Annotated in this window: 18 protein-coding genes; 14 read left to right on the top strand and 4 right to left on the bottom strand. The window is 46.1% G+C overall.

Translation table 11 applies throughout. The annotated features are described in order from the left end of the window. Positions 1-62: 62 nt before the first annotated feature. On the top strand, positions 63-386 hold the full coding sequence (locus ADM98_RS16195; protein ID WP_029342725.1) for a winged helix-turn-helix transcriptional regulator: 324 nt from the start codon (positions 63-65) through the stop codon (positions 384-386). Between the two features lie 50 nt (positions 387-436). Here ADM98_RS16195 and ADM98_RS16190 read toward each other — a convergent pair whose 3' ends face one another. Together ADM98_RS16190 and ADM98_RS16185 are read right to left on the bottom strand one after the other, a co-directional pair. Beyond that, positions 437-1,384 (bottom strand): class F sortase, encoded by a 948-nt coding sequence (locus tag ADM98_RS16190; protein WP_053454390.1) that lies wholly within the window; start codon positions 1,382-1,384, stop codon positions 437-439. An 87-nt stretch (positions 1,385-1,471) separates the two neighbouring features. Further along, positions 1,472-2,839, bottom strand: coding sequence for a hypothetical protein (locus ADM98_RS16185; protein WP_053454389.1), 1,368 nt, complete (start codon positions 2,837-2,839; stop codon positions 1,472-1,474). A 386-nt stretch (positions 2,840-3,225) separates the two neighbouring features. On the opposite strand from ADM98_RS16185, the gene ADM98_RS16180 reads away from it, so the two are divergent. Genes ADM98_RS16180 through ADM98_RS16170 form a run of 3 tightly spaced genes read left to right on the top strand, consistent with a single transcriptional unit; the run spans position 3,226 to position 4,392 of the window. Further along, on the top strand, positions 3,226-3,513 hold the full coding sequence (locus tag ADM98_RS16180; RefSeq protein ID WP_053454388.1) for a DNA-directed RNA polymerase subunit beta: 288 nt from the start codon (positions 3,226-3,228) through the stop codon (positions 3,511-3,513). 26 nt (positions 3,514-3,539) lie between these two features. Continuing rightward, positions 3,540-3,962 carry a 3-hydroxyacyl-ACP dehydratase FabZ gene (fabZ, locus tag ADM98_RS16175; protein WP_053454387.1) on the top strand — a complete coding sequence of 141 codons (423 nt, stop codon included), beginning with the start codon at positions 3,540-3,542 and terminating at the stop codon, positions 3,960-3,962. A gap of 7 nt (positions 3,963-3,969) precedes the next feature. Further along, positions 3,970-4,392 carry a hypothetical protein gene (locus ADM98_RS16170; RefSeq protein WP_053454386.1) on the top strand — a complete coding sequence of 141 codons (423 nt, stop codon included), beginning with the start codon at positions 3,970-3,972 and terminating at the stop codon, positions 4,390-4,392. Between the two features lie 45 nt (positions 4,393-4,437). On the opposite strand, the gene ADM98_RS16165 is transcribed toward ADM98_RS16170, so the two are convergent. Further along, the gene (locus tag ADM98_RS16165) at positions 4,438-5,955 is read right to left on the bottom strand and encodes a S8 family peptidase (protein ID WP_235504917.1); all 1,518 of its coding nucleotides are present in this window, start codon (positions 5,953-5,955) and stop codon (positions 4,438-4,440) included. Positions 5,956-6,095: 140 nt separating this feature from the next. On the opposite strand from ADM98_RS16165, the gene ADM98_RS16160 reads away from it, so the two are divergent. Together ADM98_RS16160 and ADM98_RS16155 are read left to right on the top strand one after the other, a co-directional pair. Beyond that, positions 6,096-7,529, top strand: a complete 1,434-nt coding sequence (locus ADM98_RS16160) for an SdrD B-like domain-containing protein (protein ID WP_053454385.1) — start codon at positions 6,096-6,098, stop codon at positions 7,527-7,529. 127 nt (positions 7,530-7,656) lie between these two features. Further along, complete coding sequence (locus ADM98_RS16155; RefSeq protein ID WP_023469473.1) at positions 7,657-8,088, top strand: helix-turn-helix domain-containing protein; 432 nt, start codon at positions 7,657-7,659, stop codon at positions 8,086-8,088. A gap of 62 nt (positions 8,089-8,150) precedes the next feature. Here ADM98_RS16155 and ADM98_RS16150 read toward each other — a convergent pair whose 3' ends face one another. Beyond that, positions 8,151-8,399, bottom strand: coding sequence for a hypothetical protein (locus ADM98_RS16150; RefSeq protein ID WP_041255214.1), 249 nt, complete (start codon positions 8,397-8,399; stop codon positions 8,151-8,153). Positions 8,400-8,509: 110 nt separating this feature from the next. On the opposite strand from ADM98_RS16150, the gene ADM98_RS16145 reads away from it, so the two are divergent. From ADM98_RS16145 to ADM98_RS16105, 8 genes are all read left to right on the top strand, one after another. Next, positions 8,510-9,745, top strand: a complete 1,236-nt coding sequence (locus ADM98_RS16145; RefSeq protein WP_053454384.1) for a UDP-glucose dehydrogenase family protein — start codon at positions 8,510-8,512, stop codon at positions 9,743-9,745. Positions 9,746-9,818: 73 nt separating this feature from the next. After that, the gene (locus ADM98_RS16140; RefSeq protein WP_053454383.1) at positions 9,819-10,226 is read left to right on the top strand and encodes a hypothetical protein; all 408 of its coding nucleotides are present in this window, start codon (positions 9,819-9,821) and stop codon (positions 10,224-10,226) included. A 235-nt stretch (positions 10,227-10,461) separates the two neighbouring features. Next, positions 10,462-11,802, top strand: a complete 1,341-nt coding sequence (locus ADM98_RS16135; RefSeq protein WP_053454382.1) for a hypothetical protein — start codon at positions 10,462-10,464, stop codon at positions 11,800-11,802. 833 nt (positions 11,803-12,635) lie between these two features. Beyond that, positions 12,636-15,416, top strand: a complete 2,781-nt coding sequence (locus ADM98_RS16130; protein WP_053454381.1) for an Ig-like domain-containing protein — start codon at positions 12,636-12,638, stop codon at positions 15,414-15,416. Positions 15,417-15,605: 189 nt separating this feature from the next. Further along, a complete protein-coding gene (locus tag ADM98_RS16125) occupies positions 15,606-15,917 on the top strand; it encodes a hypothetical protein (protein ID WP_053454380.1) in 312 nt (103 codons plus the stop codon). A gap of 65 nt (positions 15,918-15,982) precedes the next feature. Continuing rightward, a complete protein-coding gene (locus ADM98_RS16120) occupies positions 15,983-16,243 on the top strand; it encodes a hypothetical protein (RefSeq protein WP_034817787.1) in 261 nt (86 codons plus the stop codon). A gap of 347 nt (positions 16,244-16,590) precedes the next feature. Continuing rightward, positions 16,591-17,448 (top strand): tyrosine-type recombinase/integrase, encoded by an 858-nt coding sequence (locus tag ADM98_RS16115; RefSeq protein ID WP_053454379.1) that lies wholly within the window; start codon positions 16,591-16,593, stop codon positions 17,446-17,448. A 580-nt stretch (positions 17,449-18,028) separates the two neighbouring features. Continuing rightward, a complete protein-coding gene (locus ADM98_RS16105) occupies positions 18,029-20,311 on the top strand; it encodes a DUF927 domain-containing protein (protein ID WP_053454377.1) in 2,283 nt (760 codons plus the stop codon). Positions 20,312-20,325 lie beyond the last annotated feature (14 nt).

Below are 20,325 nucleotides of genomic sequence, written 5' to 3'. Positions count from 1 at the left end.
GAAATTCACGTAAAAGTGCGTCATACTGAAGAAGTAGTTAAGAAAAAGGGGGCAGGAATCAGATGGATTCACGTCATACCGAAGAACAAGCCGACTTACTCGCATTGCAGAAATTTCAGCACAACTTCGAGAATAGCCTCAAGTCGAGCATCATTTATCTCTTGCGTGATGGTGCGTTGACGATCGGGGAACTCGAACAACGGATCGATCAGTCACACGGTCAAATCCTCGAACAGTTACAGGAGCTGATCGAAGATGGACTCGTCATCCAGCAGATGTCAGAAAAAGTGCACGGACTAGCCTATTATTTAACGGCACCAGCAGAAGACCTCGTCCGTCAGTTCAAGGAATCGATTCGCTGGAGCAAACAGCATATTCGTTATTGAGGAACGTCAAAAGCCAGAGTCGCAATTGGACTCTGGCTTTTGTGTGGACATTAGCGACGTACGGCACTGAAAGCTTCTTCTGATTCGATACCTGCTTTATTGACAGCTGTAATGATGAAGCGACCCGTCGCATCTTCCGGAAGCGGGAAAGCTTTCCGTTCGATGACGTCTGTTGAACCGAGTTTTTTCCGTTTCCCGTCTTTTTCTTGATAGACGTTATACGATGTCACGTCTTTATCCGTAGAAGCATACCAGTTAACGAATCCGCCACTGACACGGACGTTCGTGGCTGGTTTCGGTGGTGTCTTGACGGGATCAGAGGCTTTCTCATCGAGTTCTGTAAAGACGACGAGTCGGTTGTCGTACGTGCCGGCACTTTGATCAAACGTTCCGATACACGTGATCAAGTTGAGGTTGCGTTTCTCAGAAGCACCAAAGATTTTTTGGAGTGGTGCATCCAAGTGGTCGTATTGAACGAGCTTCTTAACGCGGAAGACGAGTGTCCGTCCGGAAGCATCCTTGATCTTAATTTGATCGTTCTTCTTCAAGTTTCGGAGTTCATAGAAGACGGCAGGACCTGTTTTCGTATCGGTATGACCATCGATGACAGCATTGCCGACATCCCCTGGACGTGGACCGAACTTATACCAGCCGACTTGTTGTTCATTTTTAGGTGTCGCCATGGCACCATTTTTATCGAGACCGACTTGCTCGACCTTTGTCTTGACGTCAAGCGTCGGAATCGAGAGGGTCTTTGGTAATTCGACTTCATTCGTCGAAAGATCCTTGAACTCTTTTTTGAAGATATCAGATGGTTTTAACGGATCCTCTGCTGGAGCCTCCTTCTTGTTCTCGGAAGAAGTCACCGTCTTGGGTGACGCCGTTCCTTGGGTGATGTTAGATGCTGCTTGTTCGGGTGTGCTAAAGAGTAAGAACAAGAGCGTTCCGACGGAAGCAACCATCAAAACGATGCTTGTCGGCAATAACCATTTTCGCATGACGTGTAACTCCTTTCCGAGAGAAGGATCTCTCTATGTAAAAACAGGATAGCATGGCGCTATCCTGTTATGAGTATACCCAATTTCTTAGGCGTTTTGACGTTTGCGTGCGAGGACAAGACCAACTGCTCCGAGTGCGAGACCGAATACTGCGATTGCACCTGTTGTTGCAGCTGTGTTGTTGTCGCTCATACCACCGTTACCAGTGTTCGGCATTGAGCCTGGTGTACCATCCATGAATTTCTCAGGTGATTGTTTAACGATTGCTTCACCGAGGTTTTCACCTACGCCGTACATGTAAGCGTAAGACTCACGGAATGTGTCGGTAGAACCTTTGTAGTCGCCTTCAACATACTGCATGAACGTATCTTGGACGTAAGTCTCGTGACCTGATACGGCTTCTTGTGCTGCTTTTGTTGGAAGGTTTTCTTCTGTTGCTGCACCAAGGAATGCACCGAAATCGTTCGAGAACATTTTGAGCATGTCTTGTGCGTCACCCATCAATTTCTTGTCGTCATTGATTGCTGCTGTGACGAGGTTTGCTTGTGCTTCGATGTGGTTTTTCGTCCAAACTTGTTCGAACTGATCTGCACCAGCTTGACCGTAGATTGATTTGATCGCTGCTTTGAAGTCAGCAGTGTGCATATCTTCAGCCCAGTTTGCTGCATCGTAATCTTTCGCTTTATCCACACCAGCTGTCATGCTGAGGTTCGCAAGTGCAACGTGTTCAGCTGCAAGGCTGTTGAGTGTTGAACGAAGATCTGCTGCTTTAGAATCAGCTTTCGTGTTGTCGAATTTCTCAGGCATCTGTGTTGTGATCGCAACAGAGAGTGCTTTAGAGATATCGTACATGCGGCTGTATCCTTCACGGAACGTGTTGTACGATCCTTCGTAGTCACCTGCTGCATATTGTTGGAATGTTTTGTAGACGTCTGCTTCGTGAGCACGGAGAACTTCTTCAGCTGCTGCTTTCGGGAGTTTACCTTCCGTTGCTGTATCGAGGAAGCTTGAGAGATCTTGTACGAACTCTTCTGTTTCTTTCTTCGAAGCGTTGATGCCGTCTTGGTCGTCCGCTTTAACTGCTTTGACGAGGTCTGTTGTGTATTTATTGTGATCAACGAAAATTTTCTCGAATTGTTTTGCGCCTTCGTCGCCGTAGACTGAAGCGATGGCTGGTGTCATATCGAGTGCATTTTGTTTAAGTGCTGCTTCGTAATATTCTGCGTCTTTTGAACCGTCATATTGTTTTTTCATGTCCATGACAGCGAGGACGAAGTGCTCTGAAAGTAACTGATCGAGTGTTGCACGAAGGTCAGCGGCTTTTGTTTTGACCGTGACGTTCTTCGGTGCTTCTTGTTTCATGTCATCTGCGCCACCAGAAGCGAATGCTGCTGTTCCTGGAAGTACGAGTGCTGCTGCCATTGCTGATGCTGCGAATTTTTTAGTGTGTTTCATGTTGAATCCATCCTCTCGATTTTAAGGTAGTGGAGCGCTTGCTTTGGTTTTTAATATGAAAAACGTTTGGAAGCGTTGATCTAAACTTGAATAGAGGGATGAAACCGGGCCCGTGTCATCCTGTGCTTGTAAGTGTTGCTTGTGAATCTGTAAGGCTTACGCGGGCGGTTGGCATTTGGATTTAAAAAAATGTGAGATTTACGGAAATAATGTGTTGCGAATTTTTTACTTCCTTATATAACAAAAGAAAACTTTTTTTAAATGTTTGACGATTGCTCGTGTTACACTAGCTAGGAGCCGGGAGAAAACAAAGTCATTCCTGATATTGTTACCTGGTACTAATGTGCTATACTACGCTTAGACTGAATCAATGAAAGGTGATCAAAATGGTACAAGACCAAGCAGGTACGGAACAGCCAACGCGTGAACGTTCAAAGCGACATCAACAAGGCAAGGACGCTGGAGCATCTGAAAAGAAAACACCACGTCTTCGTCAGTACACGACGCGACGTGTCCCGATTCTCGTCCGGTTGTTGATCGTTCTCGTTCTCGTCATCGTCGCACTGGTCGTCGGTGCAATGGTAGGGTATGCAACGTTTGGTGGTGGCGAGGCATTGGATGTGTTAAAGCTCGACACATGGACCCGCATCACCGATTTTTGGATGAAATCTTAATTTGTCAGTGATGGGAGCTGTTTAATATGTATACAATCGAACAAATCAAGGAAGTCATTCCGCATCGTTATCCCTTTTTGCTCGTCGATCGGATTTTAGAGGTCGAAGAAGGCAAACGTGCGGTCGGAATGAAAAACGTGTCTGCGAACGAAGAATTCTTCAATGGACACTTTCCTGACTATAACGTCATGCCCGGCGTTCTCATCGTCGAGGCGCTCGCGCAAGTCGGTGCCTTCGCTGTCCTCAAGATGGAAGCGAACCAAGGAAAGCTTGCTTTCTTTGCTGGCATCGAGAACTGCCGCTTTAAACGTCAAGTCGTGCCGGGCGATCAATTGCGCCTTGAAGTCGAATTGACGAAGTTACGTGGACCTATTGGAAAAGGTCGTGCCACAGCGACGGTAGACGGGGAAGTCGCCTGCACTGCCGAATTGACATTCGCAATTAAGTGACGACCAGATGAAACGCTGGTTGCTCCCTCTCGCGATTTCCTTATTGATCATTCCTGGCTGCCAGCGTGCTGAAAAGGTCGAGACCGCTTCCCCATCGGTCATCGTCGATCCGATCAAACGGGCTGGTCAGACAGAGAACATCTCCGCCCAGATTTCCTTGACGAGTAAGGATCGGATGCGTTTAACGATCAAGACGACGAACGACATTCGTCTTGACGATCAACAAGTCGACATTCGTCTTGAAGTCTCGAATCAATCGATTCCGTTCCCATTCGTGTCGTTTTCCGCTAAAAAAATGGGTGAGATTCGCACGTATACCTCAGATACGACCGTTGAAGATGAAGTCTTCAACGAAAATCGCCTGCCTGTCCTCGTCATTGACGCCGGAGCAGGACGCGGGATTGAGATTCCGCTCGAAATTATCCGATGAACGACAAAGCGCCGACTCCTGTCACAGGAATCGGCGCTTTGTCGTTTATTTGACGAGCGAGACGGCACGGTTTGCATCAAGTCGACCGTATCCGTATGAGGTGTCGCAGCCTTTTGTTCCGAGATCTCGGGCAGACGATTTTAAAAGCTTCTCTGTCGCGCTCGGCGACAAGCTCGGCTTCAAACTCATCAAGAGACTTGCGACAGCAGCGACGTGAGGAGCCGCCATCGATGTACCACTCGAATAGGCGAGTTCGCCATCACCGATATAACTGGGGATCTCGACGCCTGGTGCGACGAGGTCGAGTCCTTTTCCACGATTTGAGAACGGAGCGCGGACATCTTTTCGGTCCGTTGCCCCGACAGATAGGACATGCGCATAGCGTGCAGGATAACTGATCGTTGTTGCACCGTCATTACCGGAAGCGGCGACGACGAGCACCTTTTTCTGATAGGCATATGCAATTGCATCCTCGATGGCGCGCGATTTTTCGTCCATTTCCAGACTGAGGTTGATGACGCGGGCGCCTTTTTTGACAGCATGGAGAATTCCGCGTGCGACGTCCGATGTAGAGCCTTGCCCATGTGCATCGAGCACACGAATCGGAATCAAGGAAGCGGATGGATTGATGCCCTGAATGCCGTACAGATTATCGGCATTTGCAGCGATGATGCCGGCGACGTGAGAACCATGACCATCCGGATCCGTGACCGATGTCTTTCCGCGAACGAAGTCGTATCCAAGATCGGTTCGGACGCGTCCTGCGAAATCGGCATAGGTCGAGTTGATGCCGGTATCGACGACGGCGACGAGTGTCGGATGTAACGTCTTTCCTGAGAGGCGTTTCATTGCACCCGCATACTGGATGTCAGCCCCGACTTTTCCTTTTCGTTGTCCCGTGTTTTGAAGCGACCATTGGTACGGACGATACATATCCTTTGCTGTCCGGACGGTTTGCGTATATTCGACGTAGTCAACGGCAGCGGATCGTTCTAAGTAACGTTTTGCCTGAGTTGCGGCTGCTTTCGTCTTGAACGTCCATTCTTCAAGTGACAGGGCCGAAAGCGAAGACCGTGACGCATTTAGGGACGTCGAGACCGATTGTTTCAGACTACCGTGTTTCATCTTGACGAGGAGACTCGCCTTCTTTGATGTTTTTGCACTCGGCTTCATCGGTAAGAGCGGTTGGAGTTTACGGAGGATGAAGGGAATCTGGTAGCGGGTACCGGGTTTTCCTTCAAAGACGACGTACTGTGTATCGGACCAGCTGAGCGGGAAGATCAACGCTTCGTCTTGCAATTGGCGATACCGGCTGTAAGTGGCCCCTTTATTGAAATTCGTCTTTGAGGTATAGATGGAACCTTTTGAGCGATCTAGATCGAATTCGAGATGCGTCGCCCGTTCGATATAAAGAGCGGACGGCAGGGTGAAGACAGCGCGTCCGGAAGCATCGTATGTACCGCGTAACGTCTGACTCGTCACCGGAAGTGGTGTCGTCGCAGCGGAAACAGCGGACGGCGTCAGGAGACTGACACCAAGGAGGAGTGGAAGGATACGTTTCATCAAAAATCACGACCTTTACGGAAAATGGTGGAAAGTTGAAAAAAAGAACAGTTCAAACAAAATTATCTGGTTTAATTTTACGTTGTTGTTTAAAATTTAGATATGTTTTTCTTACTAGAAACGGAGCTGAATGAGACATCATGAAAAAAATCATCATCTTTTTGTTACTCCTGATGTGGAGTGGGACGGGCATCGCTCCGGTCCAAGCCGAATCGAAATGGGACGTAACAGCAAGCGGGACAGGACCGTATACGTTGACCTTCACAGGCGAAGGAGTCGTTGATGTGACGAGTGAGACGGCGCTCACGTTCTCAGACGGGCTGACGGGAAGTGGCATCGACATCGCTGCGCATCCGACCGTGACATTCACGGCAGAGACAGCACCACGAATCGTCGTCACGGAACCAACGACACAGCAATCGACCATCCTCGAGTTTCCGAAAGTTGACGCAGAGGAACCAGCAACTGACGATCTCGTGACACCGGAAGAGCCGGTCACGGAACCAGAAGTCAAACCAGACGTAAAGCCGGACACAAAACCGGTCACACCAAATCAATCAAAACCGACGACGCCAACGAAGGAGAAACCAATCACGGAAGCAAAACCGGCTCCGGCGACGAACGCTAAAGCGACGAAGGGGCAAATCTCGGGAACGGTTTGGTATGATGCGAACAATGACGGGATTCGCCAAGAGACGGAAGCACTTCTTGATGACGTCAGTGTCTTCTTGATCACGCCGCGCGGCGACGTCACGGATATGGCAATCACGGAGCAAGGAAACTACATATTCGAACAGGTGACACCAGGCACGTATCAAGTCAAGATTGATGGCTATGACATCGGTTTGTATACGTTCACGAAGCCGCATCAGGATTCTGACGTCAACACGTTCGGGACAACGAACGTGACAATTCAAGCTGGAGATGTTCGTGTCATCGATGCTGGTATGACGGAAGGTGACGAGATGACGGAACCATCGCACTTCTTGACGCTGACGAACTTCGTTGATGCAAATGGTGATCAACAGCCACAGGACAAAGAAGAGACCGTCCCGATGACGTACACGTTACTGGATACAGTAACAGGGGAAACAGCATGGACGTTCGAAGACGAAGGTGATGATCAGATTCTATCGGGAGATAGCCTCCCGGTCGGCACGTACATCTTAAAAGTCAAAGCGCCTGCTGGTTATACGGTCAAAGCGATGCATCACCTTGATTACATCGCCTTTGAAGAGGATATGAGTGAGGCAAAGGATGCTCAGGCGCATCTCTTGAAGCATTTAAAACGTCAATCGGTTGACGCTGTCCTTGATCTAACACGCGATGGTGGCGGAACAATGGTTGCCGTCGAACTCGCTCCACCTGTGAAACCGGTAGAAACACCGACAAAAGTCGTCAGTCCAGTAAAATCGACAGCACCGGTCGCAACAAAAGCGGACACTGCTCCATCGACTCCAACCGTTACAGCAGAACGTCTACCGCAAGCAGGGGAAGATAAGCCGTTTCCGTTCGCGATCGTCGGTAGTATGAGTGCTGTTGCCGGATTATGGTTGCTCATTCGAAAACGATAAGGATTAGAATACAACAGAACGTCTCCCGAGCGGAGGCGTTCTTTTTATGGAATGATGTGTGTTGATTGACACACACGCACACATATGCGCATAATAGTAGTATCAAAATACAGGAAAGAGGGATTCGATGTTGACGACGAAACAGATCAGTGAATTGTTACGGGTATCAGAAGAGACGGTCCGGCGCTGGATTCGGACAGGGGAATTGCACGCGGAGCAGGACGGCAAAGGCTACCGTGTCGATGAATTAGCGTTGAAACGGTTAGTCGATGAGAAATCACAGATTCCAGGAACCGCATTGAACAAAATCCTCCCAATCATCCAAGACATGTTCGGACCGGAAGCAGCCCAGTTCGCGAAGTCGAACGTCTTTGATCCACTTCAAGCAACGATGCAATCGAGTGAGACGACAGCCACACCAGAAGCCTCGAAAGCTTCGATGGAAGCGGAACTCGCCCGCTTGAAACGGAAGAAACGTCGCCTTGAGCTCGAACACGAATTGAAGTTGCTCGATATCGAGGAACAAATCGCGTCGATGGAACGCAAACAACAATCCTAAAACAAAGCGCACGTAGGGACATCTCCCTCGTGCGCTTTCCTATGTCACAGGAAAAGACGCCTTCACTGATCCGAAGGCGTCTTTTTGACTGAACGTTGCTTACGTTTCCAGTACCAATAGCCGAGCCCGAGTGCGATCGGGATCGCCGCCAAGTACGGATTGGCTTCGATATATCCAATGATCTCAAATAACGCGAACCATCCACTGATTAAACCGAGGACGAGTAAAATCGACCGCAGGACTTCTGGAAGCTTACGGATCCGATACGCGAAGAGACAAATGAGGCTAAAAATGATGATCGCCACATGCATTCCTCCATTCCGTACTCAGTATAGCGTATTCGGAAAGCTTTTTCGATGCACAAATCGGCTGGACTCCCGTATAGTGAAGACAGAGAAAAATGGACAAGGACGTGATGGAGATGCAAGCAACAGTGATTGGGACAGGATATGTCGGACTCGTCACCGCGATCGGACTCGCAGAAAACGGGCACGAGGTGACGTGTGTCGACTTGAACGCAGAACGGATGGAACGGTTAGCGCAAGGAATCGCACCGATCACCGAAGAAGGAATTGAAGACGCACTTCGTCTCAATCAAGAACGGTTGACGTTCACGACGGACTATCCGGCGTCCGACTTATACTTGATCGCCGTTGGGACACCGGAACGGGCAGACGGCAGTTGTGATCTATCGGCTGTTGAAGCAGTCGCGCGCTTAATCGAAGAAACACACCCTGGAGCGAGTGTCATCGTCAAGTCGACGGTGCCACCGGGAACGACGGCACGTCTGCAAGCAGCGCACCCGACGTTACGCTTCGCGATGGTACCGGAGTTTCTGCGTGAAGGAACGGCACTCGCCGACAATCGTCAGCCGAGCCGCTTGATCATTGGGACAAGTGATCCTGCTCTTGCAGCAACGGTCGAACAGCTGTTTCAGACGACAGCCCCGGTCGTTGTCGTCGATTCGACGACAGCAGAATTGACGAAGTATGCGGCGAACAGTTTCCTCGCTGTCAAAATTAGTTTCATTAATGAGATCGCTCGCCTCGCAGACGCAGTCGGTGCCGACGTGACGGAAGTCGCCCACGGAATCGGACTCGATCCCCGGATCGGTTCTGCCTTCTTGCGAGCCGGTGCCGGCTACGGCGGATCTTGTTTCCCGAAAGACATCGCCGCATTGACGACGCTTGCGCGGACGCACGAGACGACGCTGCACGTCATCGAAGCAGCCGACCGGACGAACGAAGCCCAGCTCGACTACGTCCTAGCGAAGGTCCGGCCGGAGCGGGGGATGCGTGTCGCGCTACTCGGGCTTGCCTTTAAGCCGGGCACGGACGACTTACGGGATGCGCCAGCCTTACGCCTCGCGGAACGGCTCGAGCAACTCGGTGTCGTCGTTGTCGGCTATGACCCAGCAGCGCGGACATTGCTCGATCAGAAGCCGACGCTTGAAGAAGCGTTGCGCGGAGCGGACGTAGCCGTCATCATGACGGAGTGGCCGGAGATGAAGGCAATGGCGCCAGAACTGTTGACGCGCGTCATGCAGACACCGCGTTTGATTGACGGACGAAACTGTTGGCAGTATGTCGATGCCCCAGCAGGCGTCGCCTATGAAGCAATCGGACGTCCGGGAAAAGAATTTTCGAACAAACGCTAAGTTCGACCTGTCATTAGGGATGAGACCAGTCATGGTGTCATCCCTATTTTGATAAACGAAAGGACGAGGCGACATGCAGATCGATTACTTCGCGGTTCAACCGAGCGGTCCAAAAGGAGCGCTCGAGGCACACGTGTTATATCCCGGATGGAATCAACGACAGAACGAAGAGTGGGAACGGGCAGTCCATTACGGGGCAGGACTGATCCGGATCCGTCAACGGGGGACGGAACTCCGAATTCCGATCGAGTTCGGATTCGGCTATGTCCTGCAGTACATACGTCAGTTCATGGAAGCCGAACGCAAGGGCGGCAGCATCCGCCAAAAGATGCAAGCCCAGCTCGACTGGATCGCGGAAGGGCTACCGGTTCGTTTTAGGCGCGAGAAGGAGACAATCGTCGTCACAGCAGAACGGAGCCATGCCTTTGCCGAGCGTCCGTTTCTCGAAGCACTGGAAAAGTCGATATATGCCTTACCATGAGTTTTATAAGAAAGGATCTAGTGGAAAGTAGCCAACGCGTCGGAGAAGAAGGCTGTGCTCGGACGGACAATAGCAGCTCGACTTGAAAAAGAAAGCCCACGTGGCTTTCTTTTTTTTGTATCATATCGCTGATTTTCAAGAATCGATTTCCGTTCTCCCCAAAAGCACAAACCTTCTCCAGCAGGTGGTTTCGTATACTGAGGAAGGCATGACCTAAAAACAAGGAGTGAAGGCGATGAACGGAATACGTATGATCGGACGAGCCAGTGTGTTGAGCCTACTATTAATCATCTGCTTAGGTGGTGCGGTCGAAGCAGATGGTCCACTCGTATGGGATCAACCGGTATCCGGTGTACTAAAACCTAATGAGGCGGAGAAGTACGATCTCACCGTGACGCGCCCGAGTAAGTTGACCTTCGACGTCAGTGGATTCGGTGAAAATACACGCGTGACCTTACAGGATGAACGCAGCAAACAAGTTCTCTATCAGAGTTTAACTAGTGACGGCGTCAGACCGGAACAAGCTGTTCTGTCTGAATACGTTGAGCCGGGCAACTACCGTCTGATCGTATCGGAATACATCTTGAGTAAACGAGCGGCAGCCTATACGCTGAGCGCGACAGCAGAGACCATCACGACAGATGATCGGGAACCGAATAACGGTACGCTAGAAGCGCAGGTCCTACCGTTTCAAAAAACGGTCCGTGGCATGCTGTCTGCGCAAGATGAAAAAGACATCTATCAACTGAATGTCCCGAAAAGCGGCAAGCTGTCACTAGCGATCGATACATACCTGCGTGGCAACGCAATAATCAGTCTGACAGACAGTTTAAACGAGAACGTCTTCTCGAGCTACCTCGTCAGTGAAGAGAAGTCGCCTGGAAAATTTCGTCGCTCCGTTTATGTAGAAGCGGGAAACTACTTTCTGACCTTGTCACGGACGAGTACACAAACTGGTCGTTATCAGGTCCAGGCAGCGATGCAACCGATAACGACGAATGAACAGGAACCGAATGACGGAGTGCTCGAGGCAACACGTTTATTGTTTGCACAAGACTACAGTGGTCTGCTGACTTGGCAGGATCATCACGATTACTACCGTGTGACGCTACCGAAAAAGAGTCGGGTGACGTTCGACGTCACGGCGATGATCGATCCGTCCATGACGATTGAATGGACGGACCCGATGAACAAGTCACTCTATTACCGGAGTCTGAGCGGAAATGAGAAAACGCCAGGGAGATGGAAGGACAGTCTTGAGCTTCCGAAAGGGACTTACTACTTCCGGATTGGGAGTACGTACTATAGTGGATACTATCACTTCCGGTTGACAGCGAGTCACCTCTTTCCAGTCTTACAGATCAACTCGGTGAAAGTCGGAGCGCGACAGGTTAGCGGAACGACGGAGAGAAACGCAACCGTACGATTAACGATCAATCAGCGGACGTATACCCAAAAATCGAATCAAACAGGTCGCTATACATTTTCAATCCCTAAAGCAAAGCGTGGTACAACGATCACCGTCTCTTCTGAGAACCGATACGGAAAAACGACGGAGCAGGTATACGTGAAGTAATAAACTAGGCTTGTCATCTATAGAAGAAACGCATTCCTTATTGTTTGAGGAATGCGTTTTCATAATTTCGACACAAATTGTGTGTGGGCACAATCAGAGGAAAAGCGATGAAAGGACCAAAAAACATCTAAAAAAAAATTTTTTGATCTCTTTTGGATCGAAAATCAGAGCGTGACTTTCGAATCATTTCCGCGTTTTTTAAAATCAGACTAAAAGCAGAGAAGTTAGTCTAGCTTTTTTGATAAAAAAATCATTCGACACCCAGTCGTTAAATTGTGTCACTTTTTGTCGAAAAAAAGGTGTTTTTTAACAGTAGGGTAACCGGAAAATCATTTTCCATAAGACACCATGTAAAAAATTTTTAATAAGACCATTAGATTGCATTTTAGTTACAAATTTAGGGTTGTTGAAATGAAACACTTTCGGTATATTTATTCTTGTAGGTCGAGACAACTGGTAAACAGTGGGATTAACCTGCAAATTCATGAAAAACGATTTTTCTTCGAGAAATCGTTAAACATTGGAGTATCAGGTGTCGATAAGGAATATGGAATGACGATTACATACTGATTCGATAGAAAAGGAAAAATTAGGTTACTAATATTACCTGTTTTATCTAATTATCAATTTTCGTCAGGACGTAAGACTTCTTCCTTTATCTGACTTGGATCTGAAATACAATTGAAATTTTTATGGTAGAAATATCAATTCAATTACCATTGTATGGACGAGAAAAGGATAGATGAAGGAGATCCTGAAGTTTGTCTTTTGTCTTTTATTGGAGGCAAGTCGTCAAGTCAACTAGTAGTTTAATTAAGGGAGGATTTTTACACATGGGCACGAAGAAATCGAACAAATTATACGCTGCAGCAGCTGCTCTTGCAGTGACAGCTTCAGCAGTAGCACCAGGCCTTACGGCGGATGCTGCATCGAAAGTCACAGTTAAATCTGTTACAAACCCAGCTTCAATCTCACACTACGGTGGTTACACATTCGCAGTGAAAAAATTGTCACTTCCAAAAACGGTCAAAGTATTGCTTTCAAACAAGAAATACGAAAACCGTTCAGTCAAATGGGGCAAAGTCTCTTACGACAAAAAATACATCGGTAAATACCAAACGATCTCTGGTACTGTTTCAGGTACTACGAAAAAAGCTTCGATCAAAGTGAAGTTGAACAACTATCCAGTTGACGTTGTTGAGCCAAAGCTCGCTCCTGTCGCAGTTGGTGAGAAACTCAACCTTCCTTCAACAATCGACGTGAAATACAAAGACGGTAAAGTCATTGCTCGTTCTGCTAAATCTTTCAACCTCACGGCTGAAAAAACAGACAAAGCTGGCATGATGAAATTGTCTTACAACTACATGGGCAAAAACTCTTCAATCAAGGGTTCAATCGCTTATGAAGTCAAAGCTGCTGAAATCACAAACGTCATGAACGAAATCAAAGACGATATGCTTTCAGTTTCTGCTGACGTTAAATACCCAGCAAAAGACGCGAAAGTTGAAGTTCTTGTCTATGCATTCAAAGACATGACTAAAGAGCCAATCAAAGTTGCTGCTGAACTTAAAGACGGCAAATTGACTGCTAAATCAGGCGTACTTCCAGCTGGAACTCACGCATTCGCAGTTCAAGTCGGTGATGTTGTTTCACCTGCTAAAGACTTCGTAATCGAAGCTCCAATGGTTAAAGAAGTTAAGGCGATTAACGCTCAAACAGTTGAAGTACACTTCAACAAGGCTATTGATGCTAAAACGTTGAAAGTTGATAACGAAGATTTGATTAAAGTTGAAGCTGGATCAGGCGCTGTCGAAACTGGTGCTATCAAGCAAGAACTTAGCACTGATGGTATGACTTTAACGCTTACTACAGCTAACACTAAAATTTTCAAAGGTGACTACACAGTCAAAGTTCCTTTCGAAATGATTAAAGATGTAAAAGGTACTTTCGTTAAGCCTATTAACGCTAAAGTTTCTGTAGATGATAAAGTTGCACCTGCACTTGTCAAAGCTACTACTCTTGTTAAAGACGTTAAAGATGGTATCAAATCAGTAGTTGTTACTTTCGATGAGAATGTTAAATCTGTAGATACGATCAAAATCGATGGTCTTAACTACAATGTTGTTCTAGACGGTAAAGAAGCGACTATTACTTTCGCACAACCACTTGACGCTTCGAAAAAGTATGATGTTACAGTAATCAATGCTACTGACTTTGCTGGAAACATCAAAGACGTACAAGTTGCTCCTCTTTCAGTTTCGGTAGATAATGTTTCACCAGAGGTCTCTAGCGTTGTAGCTATTTCAGAAGATAAGCTTAAATTGACACTTTCTAAAAAAGTTGATATCGCTGAGCTTAAAAAATCTTCTATGCTATCTGCAACAGTAGGAACTTTTGCTACATCAATCATTGAGTCGGTAGACGCTGGAGAGAAAGATGGAGAATACATCATCACTCTTAACGATCAGTACCTATTCAAAACAGGAAATTCTGACGTTGTTACATTGAAATTTGCTGAAAAAGCACTTGTAGATTCACTTGGTAACACTAACCTCGTTAAAATCGAAAAAACAGCTACAGTAACTAAAGATGCAACTGCACCAGCAGTCTCTAAAGTAGAAGAAGTAAAAGACAAAGACGGTAAAGTAACTGGATTTGCTTTAACTTATACTGAAGATGTAAAAGGACAATCTTTGACTGGATTAAAAGTAGTTAATGCTAAAGGTGAAATCCTTGCTGTTAATGATGTAGTCAACGCTCCTACAATTGATGAAGAAGACTCTAAGAAAGTTGTTTTCTCATTCAAAGCGAATGTTGTATCTAGCAAGTATACGTTTGAATTACCAGAAGGATTCGTAACTGATAATGCATTAGTTGCTAATAAATCTGCTAAGTATGGCTTCTCTGTAACAATTAACGATATCGTTCCACCAGCTCAAACTTCATTTGCGATTGTTTCAGCAACTAACGTTGAAAACAAAGTTAACACGCTGGCTGTAGACTTCGGTACTAAAGTTGCTGTTGTCGGTGATGGTTCTGCTCTCAACCCTTCAGCTTACACAATCAACGGTGTTACATTACCTGCTGATACAAAAATTACTTTAGCTGGTAATGTAGGTGACAACGGCTACCAAACAAAAGTAGAAATCGAGTTACCTAAAGGATTCGTAAAAGCTAATGATGCGAAAGCTGGATTCCGTATCACTGGAGTTAAATCACTTGATGGTAAAACTTCTGAATCTAAATTTGTAACAGTAGATATCAAGGACAACACTGCTCCAGAACTTAAATCAATCGTAGCAACTGATTTGACTAAGTTAACTCTTTCTTACTCTGAAGCTGTAAAAGTAATGCCTAATATTCCTGCAGTTCCTGAGGAAAATGTAGATCCTGCAGCTGCTATCGCTGATGAATTGAAATTGTTAGATTCTAAAGGAAATGTTGTTACATTCTCTGACTACACAGTCACTGAAGACGGTAAAATTGTTCTTACAGTAACTGATGCTACTGCTGTTAAGAGCGTATCTACAGTTAAATTGGGTGAAAATGGCGTAGCTAACATCTTTGATGCTAACAACGTTGCTCAAAAAGAAGAAATTACGGTCTCTAAGTAATTAATCCTCCCTATAAAGGATTAATATAGAATGGATTTGCCTATTCCATTCAACCCTCTTATGCTTATGCATGAGAGGGTTTTTGAATTAGTTTCAAATATATATTATTATTTTGTATGATTTTACTAAGAGCATTCATTCCACTTCGGAGTGAATGCTCTTTTTTATTTGGAGAAAGGAGAAAATGTGATGGATAGAAGAATCGGGTTCGTTAGTCGTATCAAGCAACTGTTTGGTAAAGTGGTAGCCGTCGATAAAGTCGGGATGGAATCCTATTTGTTCGAGCATTCAGAAATCGATCCGTCTATCGTTCCGTCGGAACATCTTTCTTTGCTTCCTGATTCTGTACAGTTCGATACGTTCGTCTATGTCGAGGAAGACGGAAGGGAATGGATTACTGGAATGTGCTATGATCCGATCACCTATCGGCTGGTCTATGAGGTATGGCTGTGTGATGGAAGAACAATTGCTTACGAACTATACGACGAAACGAAGCCGTGATGAGAATTGATTAAGTGTATGTAAAATATGTGATGTCGTGGAGAATGTCAAAGGAGGAGATTAGAATGCGGAAGTATCATCGGGTAGTGCTTGGAGGAAAGGACTATTATCGTCAATATGATGAGACGCTAGATTGTTATGAGGGAGAATTATTGACCGAAGAGGATGTCATCGAGCAAGTATTAGAGGATGTCGTACAAGACGTCATCCATGTCGATCGGTCACGTGTCCAACGAAGTATCAAGAACATCATGGACGAAGATGACCGGCTGGTCATCCAATCCTACGTCGAATATCTAGAACGTGTCGTAGAGCTTTTCGAGTGAAAAGGTCTTTTTTATTTGTCCTGTTTTGGGACTCGACGTAGCACGTTGTGGAAATATTCTTGTCTGTGACTCCTGACTGTTCATTAAGACTGCTGGGAGTAAAGAAAGGAAAGGAAGTATTGTATACCAACGGTTTCGGTAGCTATTCAGCAAAGGAGTAGAAGACAAAAGTAGAACTGCCGGGAATTTCGGGGGGACGTCCAGTAGAACTGTAGGGAGATTTCCCGCTCCCCGATTTTGTTTTCGCTGGATATAGAGATGTATCTCTGAGTAAAAAAACGGGGTTTCGGGGATTTTTTGTCTTCACACCCCCGAAACCCCGAAAATAATCGAGAGGGGATGGACCCATGACATCGGGAATAGCAAACGGGGAAAACGAATCCTTCCGACGATTCCTCTATGAACAAGGACGACAACCGAGTACGATTGCTAGCTATGTCGCAGAAGTCGAGAAGTTCAGTGGGAGAGGAACGTTTTCTTCACGTGAGGACATCCTGTCGTATAAACAACATCTACTCGACCAGGGGAGAAAGGCAGCGACCATTAATAAATTCCTCAATGCGATGACTGCCTACAATGACTTTCTGATGGCAAAGGGTAAACTGGATCGACGATGGATTTACTGGAGTGATCGGATTAAGGTAGCGCAAGGGAGTCATCAGGTCGATGTCTTAACGGAAAAGGAAGTCCTCTGTTTGCAACAAGTCCTACCGTCCTTGTCTTTTCGGAACCAAGCACTGATTCATCTCTTGTTGTATGCCGGGCTGCGAGCCAGTGAGTTGGTCGAGCTACGCTTGTGGCAGATTGACTGGATTGGAAGAAGCATCGAGGTCCATGGGAAGGGTGATAAGGTCCGTGAAGTGCCATTACGTGAAGATACGTTGCGTCGTATACGCCAGTATGTGGAGGAAGATAGAACGAAACATCGTCATGCGTTAGAGAGTCCATATGTCTTTCTGAGTCAACGAGGCGAGCGATTAACACGAGGTGGTCTATTAGACATTCTAAAGACGCTTGATGACACTGTTGGTCGTCATCTCTATCCGCATCTTTTTCGTCATACATTCGCGACACGATTGACACAGAAGCACGTGGATATCACCGTTATTAGTCGCCTACTCGGTCATCATTCGATCGAGCAAACGAATCGTTATTACATTCAGACCTCGAAAGAAGAGAAGCAACAGGCAGTAGAGCGATTGTAAATCGTAAGAGAAGTATCTGTATTTGTATTACAACATACAAAGTCTGTTAAAGAGAAAGGACGTGAGAAGATGCATCCTATCGTGCGTGTCGTCATTCGTATTGTCGTTAATATTAAACAAATTCGTCGCTAAAGTATGACGGATGAAAAAAATAAGTAGAAATAAAAGAGCGAATGTACGGATGATTCGCTCTTTTTTAGGTCTAATCGAGATGAAAATAGGCATTTTCAAAAAAAGATTAACTTTTTTTTCGAGCATATTTACTAGTAATTTATTCCTTTTTTCGCTTTTTAGGGGTCCAAATAGCTAAAATTTTACCCTAGGAAGACCTTCCCTTAAAATATTTTTTGATGCTTTAAGCTAAGGGCACCCTTCGCTTCTAAAATTGATATATATTCAATTAATTTATATTTAATGGAATTACAATAACTCATAAAATGCCTCTACGATGGGATTTAGGGGCTTGCATAATAAAGAATTTTTACTGTATATTCCTTAGCATGAGCCAACTCATCGGAAGCGAATGAGTAATTCAAAGCTCTAATTCATCTTTGAGTAGATGAATCAAGGAGAGAATGATATGGATAAAAATTACAACGAGTTGCAAGAATCACAATCCTCAGAAGAAACAAATCAAGTCGTAAATCATGACTTACATCATGAAGAAGCGGGACCTGAACACGAAACAGAGCATGCTTCTTATGATGAATGTGAAGAGCATATGCTTTCGGAAGAAGATGATCTTTCTTCAGAAGGAGATGTTGATGCCAATGATCGGAATGATGAGCTATCTTCTTGGTCTTCTACACTAGAATCACGGTATCCAACTGTCCTTTCTTTGATTGATCGAGTGGAGGATATCGATTCCGAAACAGAGCGGAAGAATAAAGGTGACTCTATCACGATCGAGGGGTTGCGTGCGAAAAAAGAATATCTCATCCGAAAAGCTGATGGATCTCCTTTATATGTCGTTCTAGAAGATGGCGTGTATAGTTTACGCTGGGACACAGAGGCTAGCGAATATGTTCGTGAGAAAAATTCTTTATGCAGTTGCCTTTTCGTCAGTCAAGTACGGGAAATGGCAGGTACTAACGCACGAGAATTATCCATCATTTATGCAGTGAACCATGGATATCGAGAAACACGAATCTCGAATAGTAAATTGGTAGAGGAAGGAATAGAAAAGCTGATTTCTGAAGGAGTCGTGATGTATCCGAACCAACATACACGCAGCGCTGTTGCTTTTTATCTAATGCTATCAGCTACTCGCTTCCAGCCCATGTATCGTCATGATTTTGTTGGCTGGCTCATTCGAGAGGAGAACAACATCGCACGCTACGAATTTGGTCATGCTCCTGGTCGATTTACAAATGATGAGGAGAAAACGGAAATCGTTCTTAAGCCAAGTATGCTCTCGAAGAAGTATGAGAAGGCGATTGCCATCAAAGGGGATCTATCCGCGTATATGGAAGAACTGACTCCACTCCTGAAATACGATACGATCCGTCTGATGATGGGTGCTGGTGTATCAAGCATCTTACTCGGTTACCTTCGTCTGACACGACCGGACCTGATGCCTTTTCTGATTCACTTGCACAGTAACTCGTCCCGTGGGAAGACGACCGCCGCTCGGTTCGCTGTCTCCATGAATGGGAATCCGTATCAGCAACCGTTATCCGTCTCTTGGGTCTCGACGAAGAATGCCATCATCAATCTTGCGAACCGGAACTATGGACTAGCGATGGTTCTGGATGAGGCAAGTATCTTCCAAGGCAGCATGACGAATATCATCTATGAGTTTTCACAAGGGGAGGAACGTCTTCGACTGAACGGTGACATGGAAACCCGACAAGGAGGAGATTGGAGTACCGTTTTCCTATCAACAGGTGAGCAAGGTATCCGACAAAATGTAGCGCAGAAGACCGAACTCAAGAGTGCTGGTGTTAGTATCCGTTACCTCGAATTTATCAATCTCGATTTCATGCCGAATGCCGCGATTGCCGAACAGGTCTCCCGGATGATTCAGTCCTATCATGGACACCTCGGTGTGACGCTTGCCGTCTATCTTCTCCGTCAAAATCCGATTCAGGTGAGCGAACGTTTTGACAAACGACGGGAGCAGTTCCGGAACCAATTGCCTTCTTCCGCTTATCGGGACCGAGCAACGAACATGTTGTCAGCCGTCTCTCTCGCACTTGAACTCCTGGCAGAAGCGATGCCGGATACCTTTGATGTTGCGCGTAAGAGTTTGCACGAAGGGATGACACGAATCGATGAGATGTTGATTGATTCTTTCTTGGAACAAACAAAGGATCTCGATATTGCCCAGAACGCTTATCATACGATTCAGGAATTGGTGATTAAGAACTTGAACCACTTCAAAATCAAAGGAAAGACGCCAGATCGGACAGCCATCTACGGTAAAGTCATCAAAAAAGGAAAGCATTATGAAGTAGCGATTCTTCGTAATATTGTCCAGAACTGGATGACAACCGATGGGTATCAAAGTATAACCGTACTAGGACGTGAATGGCGAGAACGAGGGTGGATCATCGGAGAGAGTGATCGTAACGAACGTCGTATTCGGATTTTTGATGAGATGGAAGAAGAGTTACGAGAGAAGATGACAGAAAAGAAGGTAAAAAAGTCAGAAGATTCGTGCTATTTATTTAAAATCGAAGAAGACATTCTGGATGAATATATTTCCGAGATGACGTTAGGTGAACTGAATCCACCAGGAGTCACCCATACGGTCATCCGTAAAAAGCCTGAAATCCGGCGTAACGTTGTGCATTCCACTGTTAAGAAGAAGCCTAAACTCGAAACGCCACCGGATGAAGATGAATTCGAGTTCGACAACTGATGGATAGAGTCATA

Origin of the sequence: Exiguobacterium sp. BMC-KP, from assembly GCF_001275385.1 — a bacterium.
Lineage (GTDB): Bacteria > Bacillota > Bacilli > Exiguobacteriales > Exiguobacteriaceae > Exiguobacterium_A.
The sequence above is the reverse complement of the archived record's forward strand: the minus strand, read 5'-3'. Positions and strand labels throughout refer to the sequence as shown.

Coding starts and splice junctions, on each gene's coding strand:
- ADM98_RS16140 (WP_053454383.1), top strand. CDS start 9,819: ATGCAGATCGATTACTTCGCGGTTCAACCGAGCGGTCCAAAAGGAGCG.
- ADM98_RS16150 (WP_041255214.1), bottom strand. CDS start 8,399: ATGCATGTGGCGATCATCATTTTTAGCCTCATTTGTCTCTTCGCGTAT.
- ADM98_RS16120 (WP_034817787.1), top strand. CDS start 15,983: ATGCGGAAGTATCATCGGGTAGTGCTTGGAGGAAAGGACTATTATCGT.
- ADM98_RS16170 (WP_053454386.1), top strand. CDS start 3,970: ATGAAACGCTGGTTGCTCCCTCTCGCGATTTCCTTATTGATCATTCCT.
- ADM98_RS16155 (WP_023469473.1), top strand. CDS start 7,657: ATGTTGACGACGAAACAGATCAGTGAATTGTTACGGGTATCAGAAGAG.
- ADM98_RS16135 (WP_053454382.1), top strand. CDS start 10,462: ATGAACGGAATACGTATGATCGGACGAGCCAGTGTGTTGAGCCTACTA.
- ADM98_RS16160 (WP_053454385.1), top strand. CDS start 6,096: ATGAAAAAAATCATCATCTTTTTGTTACTCCTGATGTGGAGTGGGACG.
- ADM98_RS16185 (WP_053454389.1), bottom strand. CDS start 2,839: ATGAAACACACTAAAAAATTCGCAGCATCAGCAATGGCAGCAGCACTC.
- ADM98_RS16195 (WP_029342725.1), top strand. CDS start 63: ATGGATTCACGTCATACCGAAGAACAAGCCGACTTACTCGCATTGCAG.
- ADM98_RS16130 (WP_053454381.1), top strand. CDS start 12,636: ATGGGCACGAAGAAATCGAACAAATTATACGCTGCAGCAGCTGCTCTT.
- ADM98_RS16145 (WP_053454384.1), top strand. CDS start 8,510: ATGCAAGCAACAGTGATTGGGACAGGATATGTCGGACTCGTCACCGCG.
- fabZ (WP_053454387.1), top strand. CDS start 3,540: ATGTATACAATCGAACAAATCAAGGAAGTCATTCCGCATCGTTATCCC.
- ADM98_RS16180 (WP_053454388.1), top strand. CDS start 3,226: ATGGTACAAGACCAAGCAGGTACGGAACAGCCAACGCGTGAACGTTCA.
- ADM98_RS16105 (WP_053454377.1), top strand. CDS start 18,029: ATGGATAAAAATTACAACGAGTTGCAAGAATCACAATCCTCAGAAGAA.
- ADM98_RS16125 (WP_053454380.1), top strand. CDS start 15,606: ATGGATAGAAGAATCGGGTTCGTTAGTCGTATCAAGCAACTGTTTGGT.
- ADM98_RS16190 (WP_053454390.1), bottom strand. CDS start 1,384: ATGCGAAAATGGTTATTGCCGACAAGCATCGTTTTGATGGTTGCTTCC.
- ADM98_RS16115 (WP_053454379.1), top strand. CDS start 16,591: ATGACATCGGGAATAGCAAACGGGGAAAACGAATCCTTCCGACGATTC.
- ADM98_RS16165 (WP_235504917.1), bottom strand. CDS start 5,955: ATGAAACGTATCCTTCCACTCCTCCTTGGTGTCAGTCTCCTGACGCCG.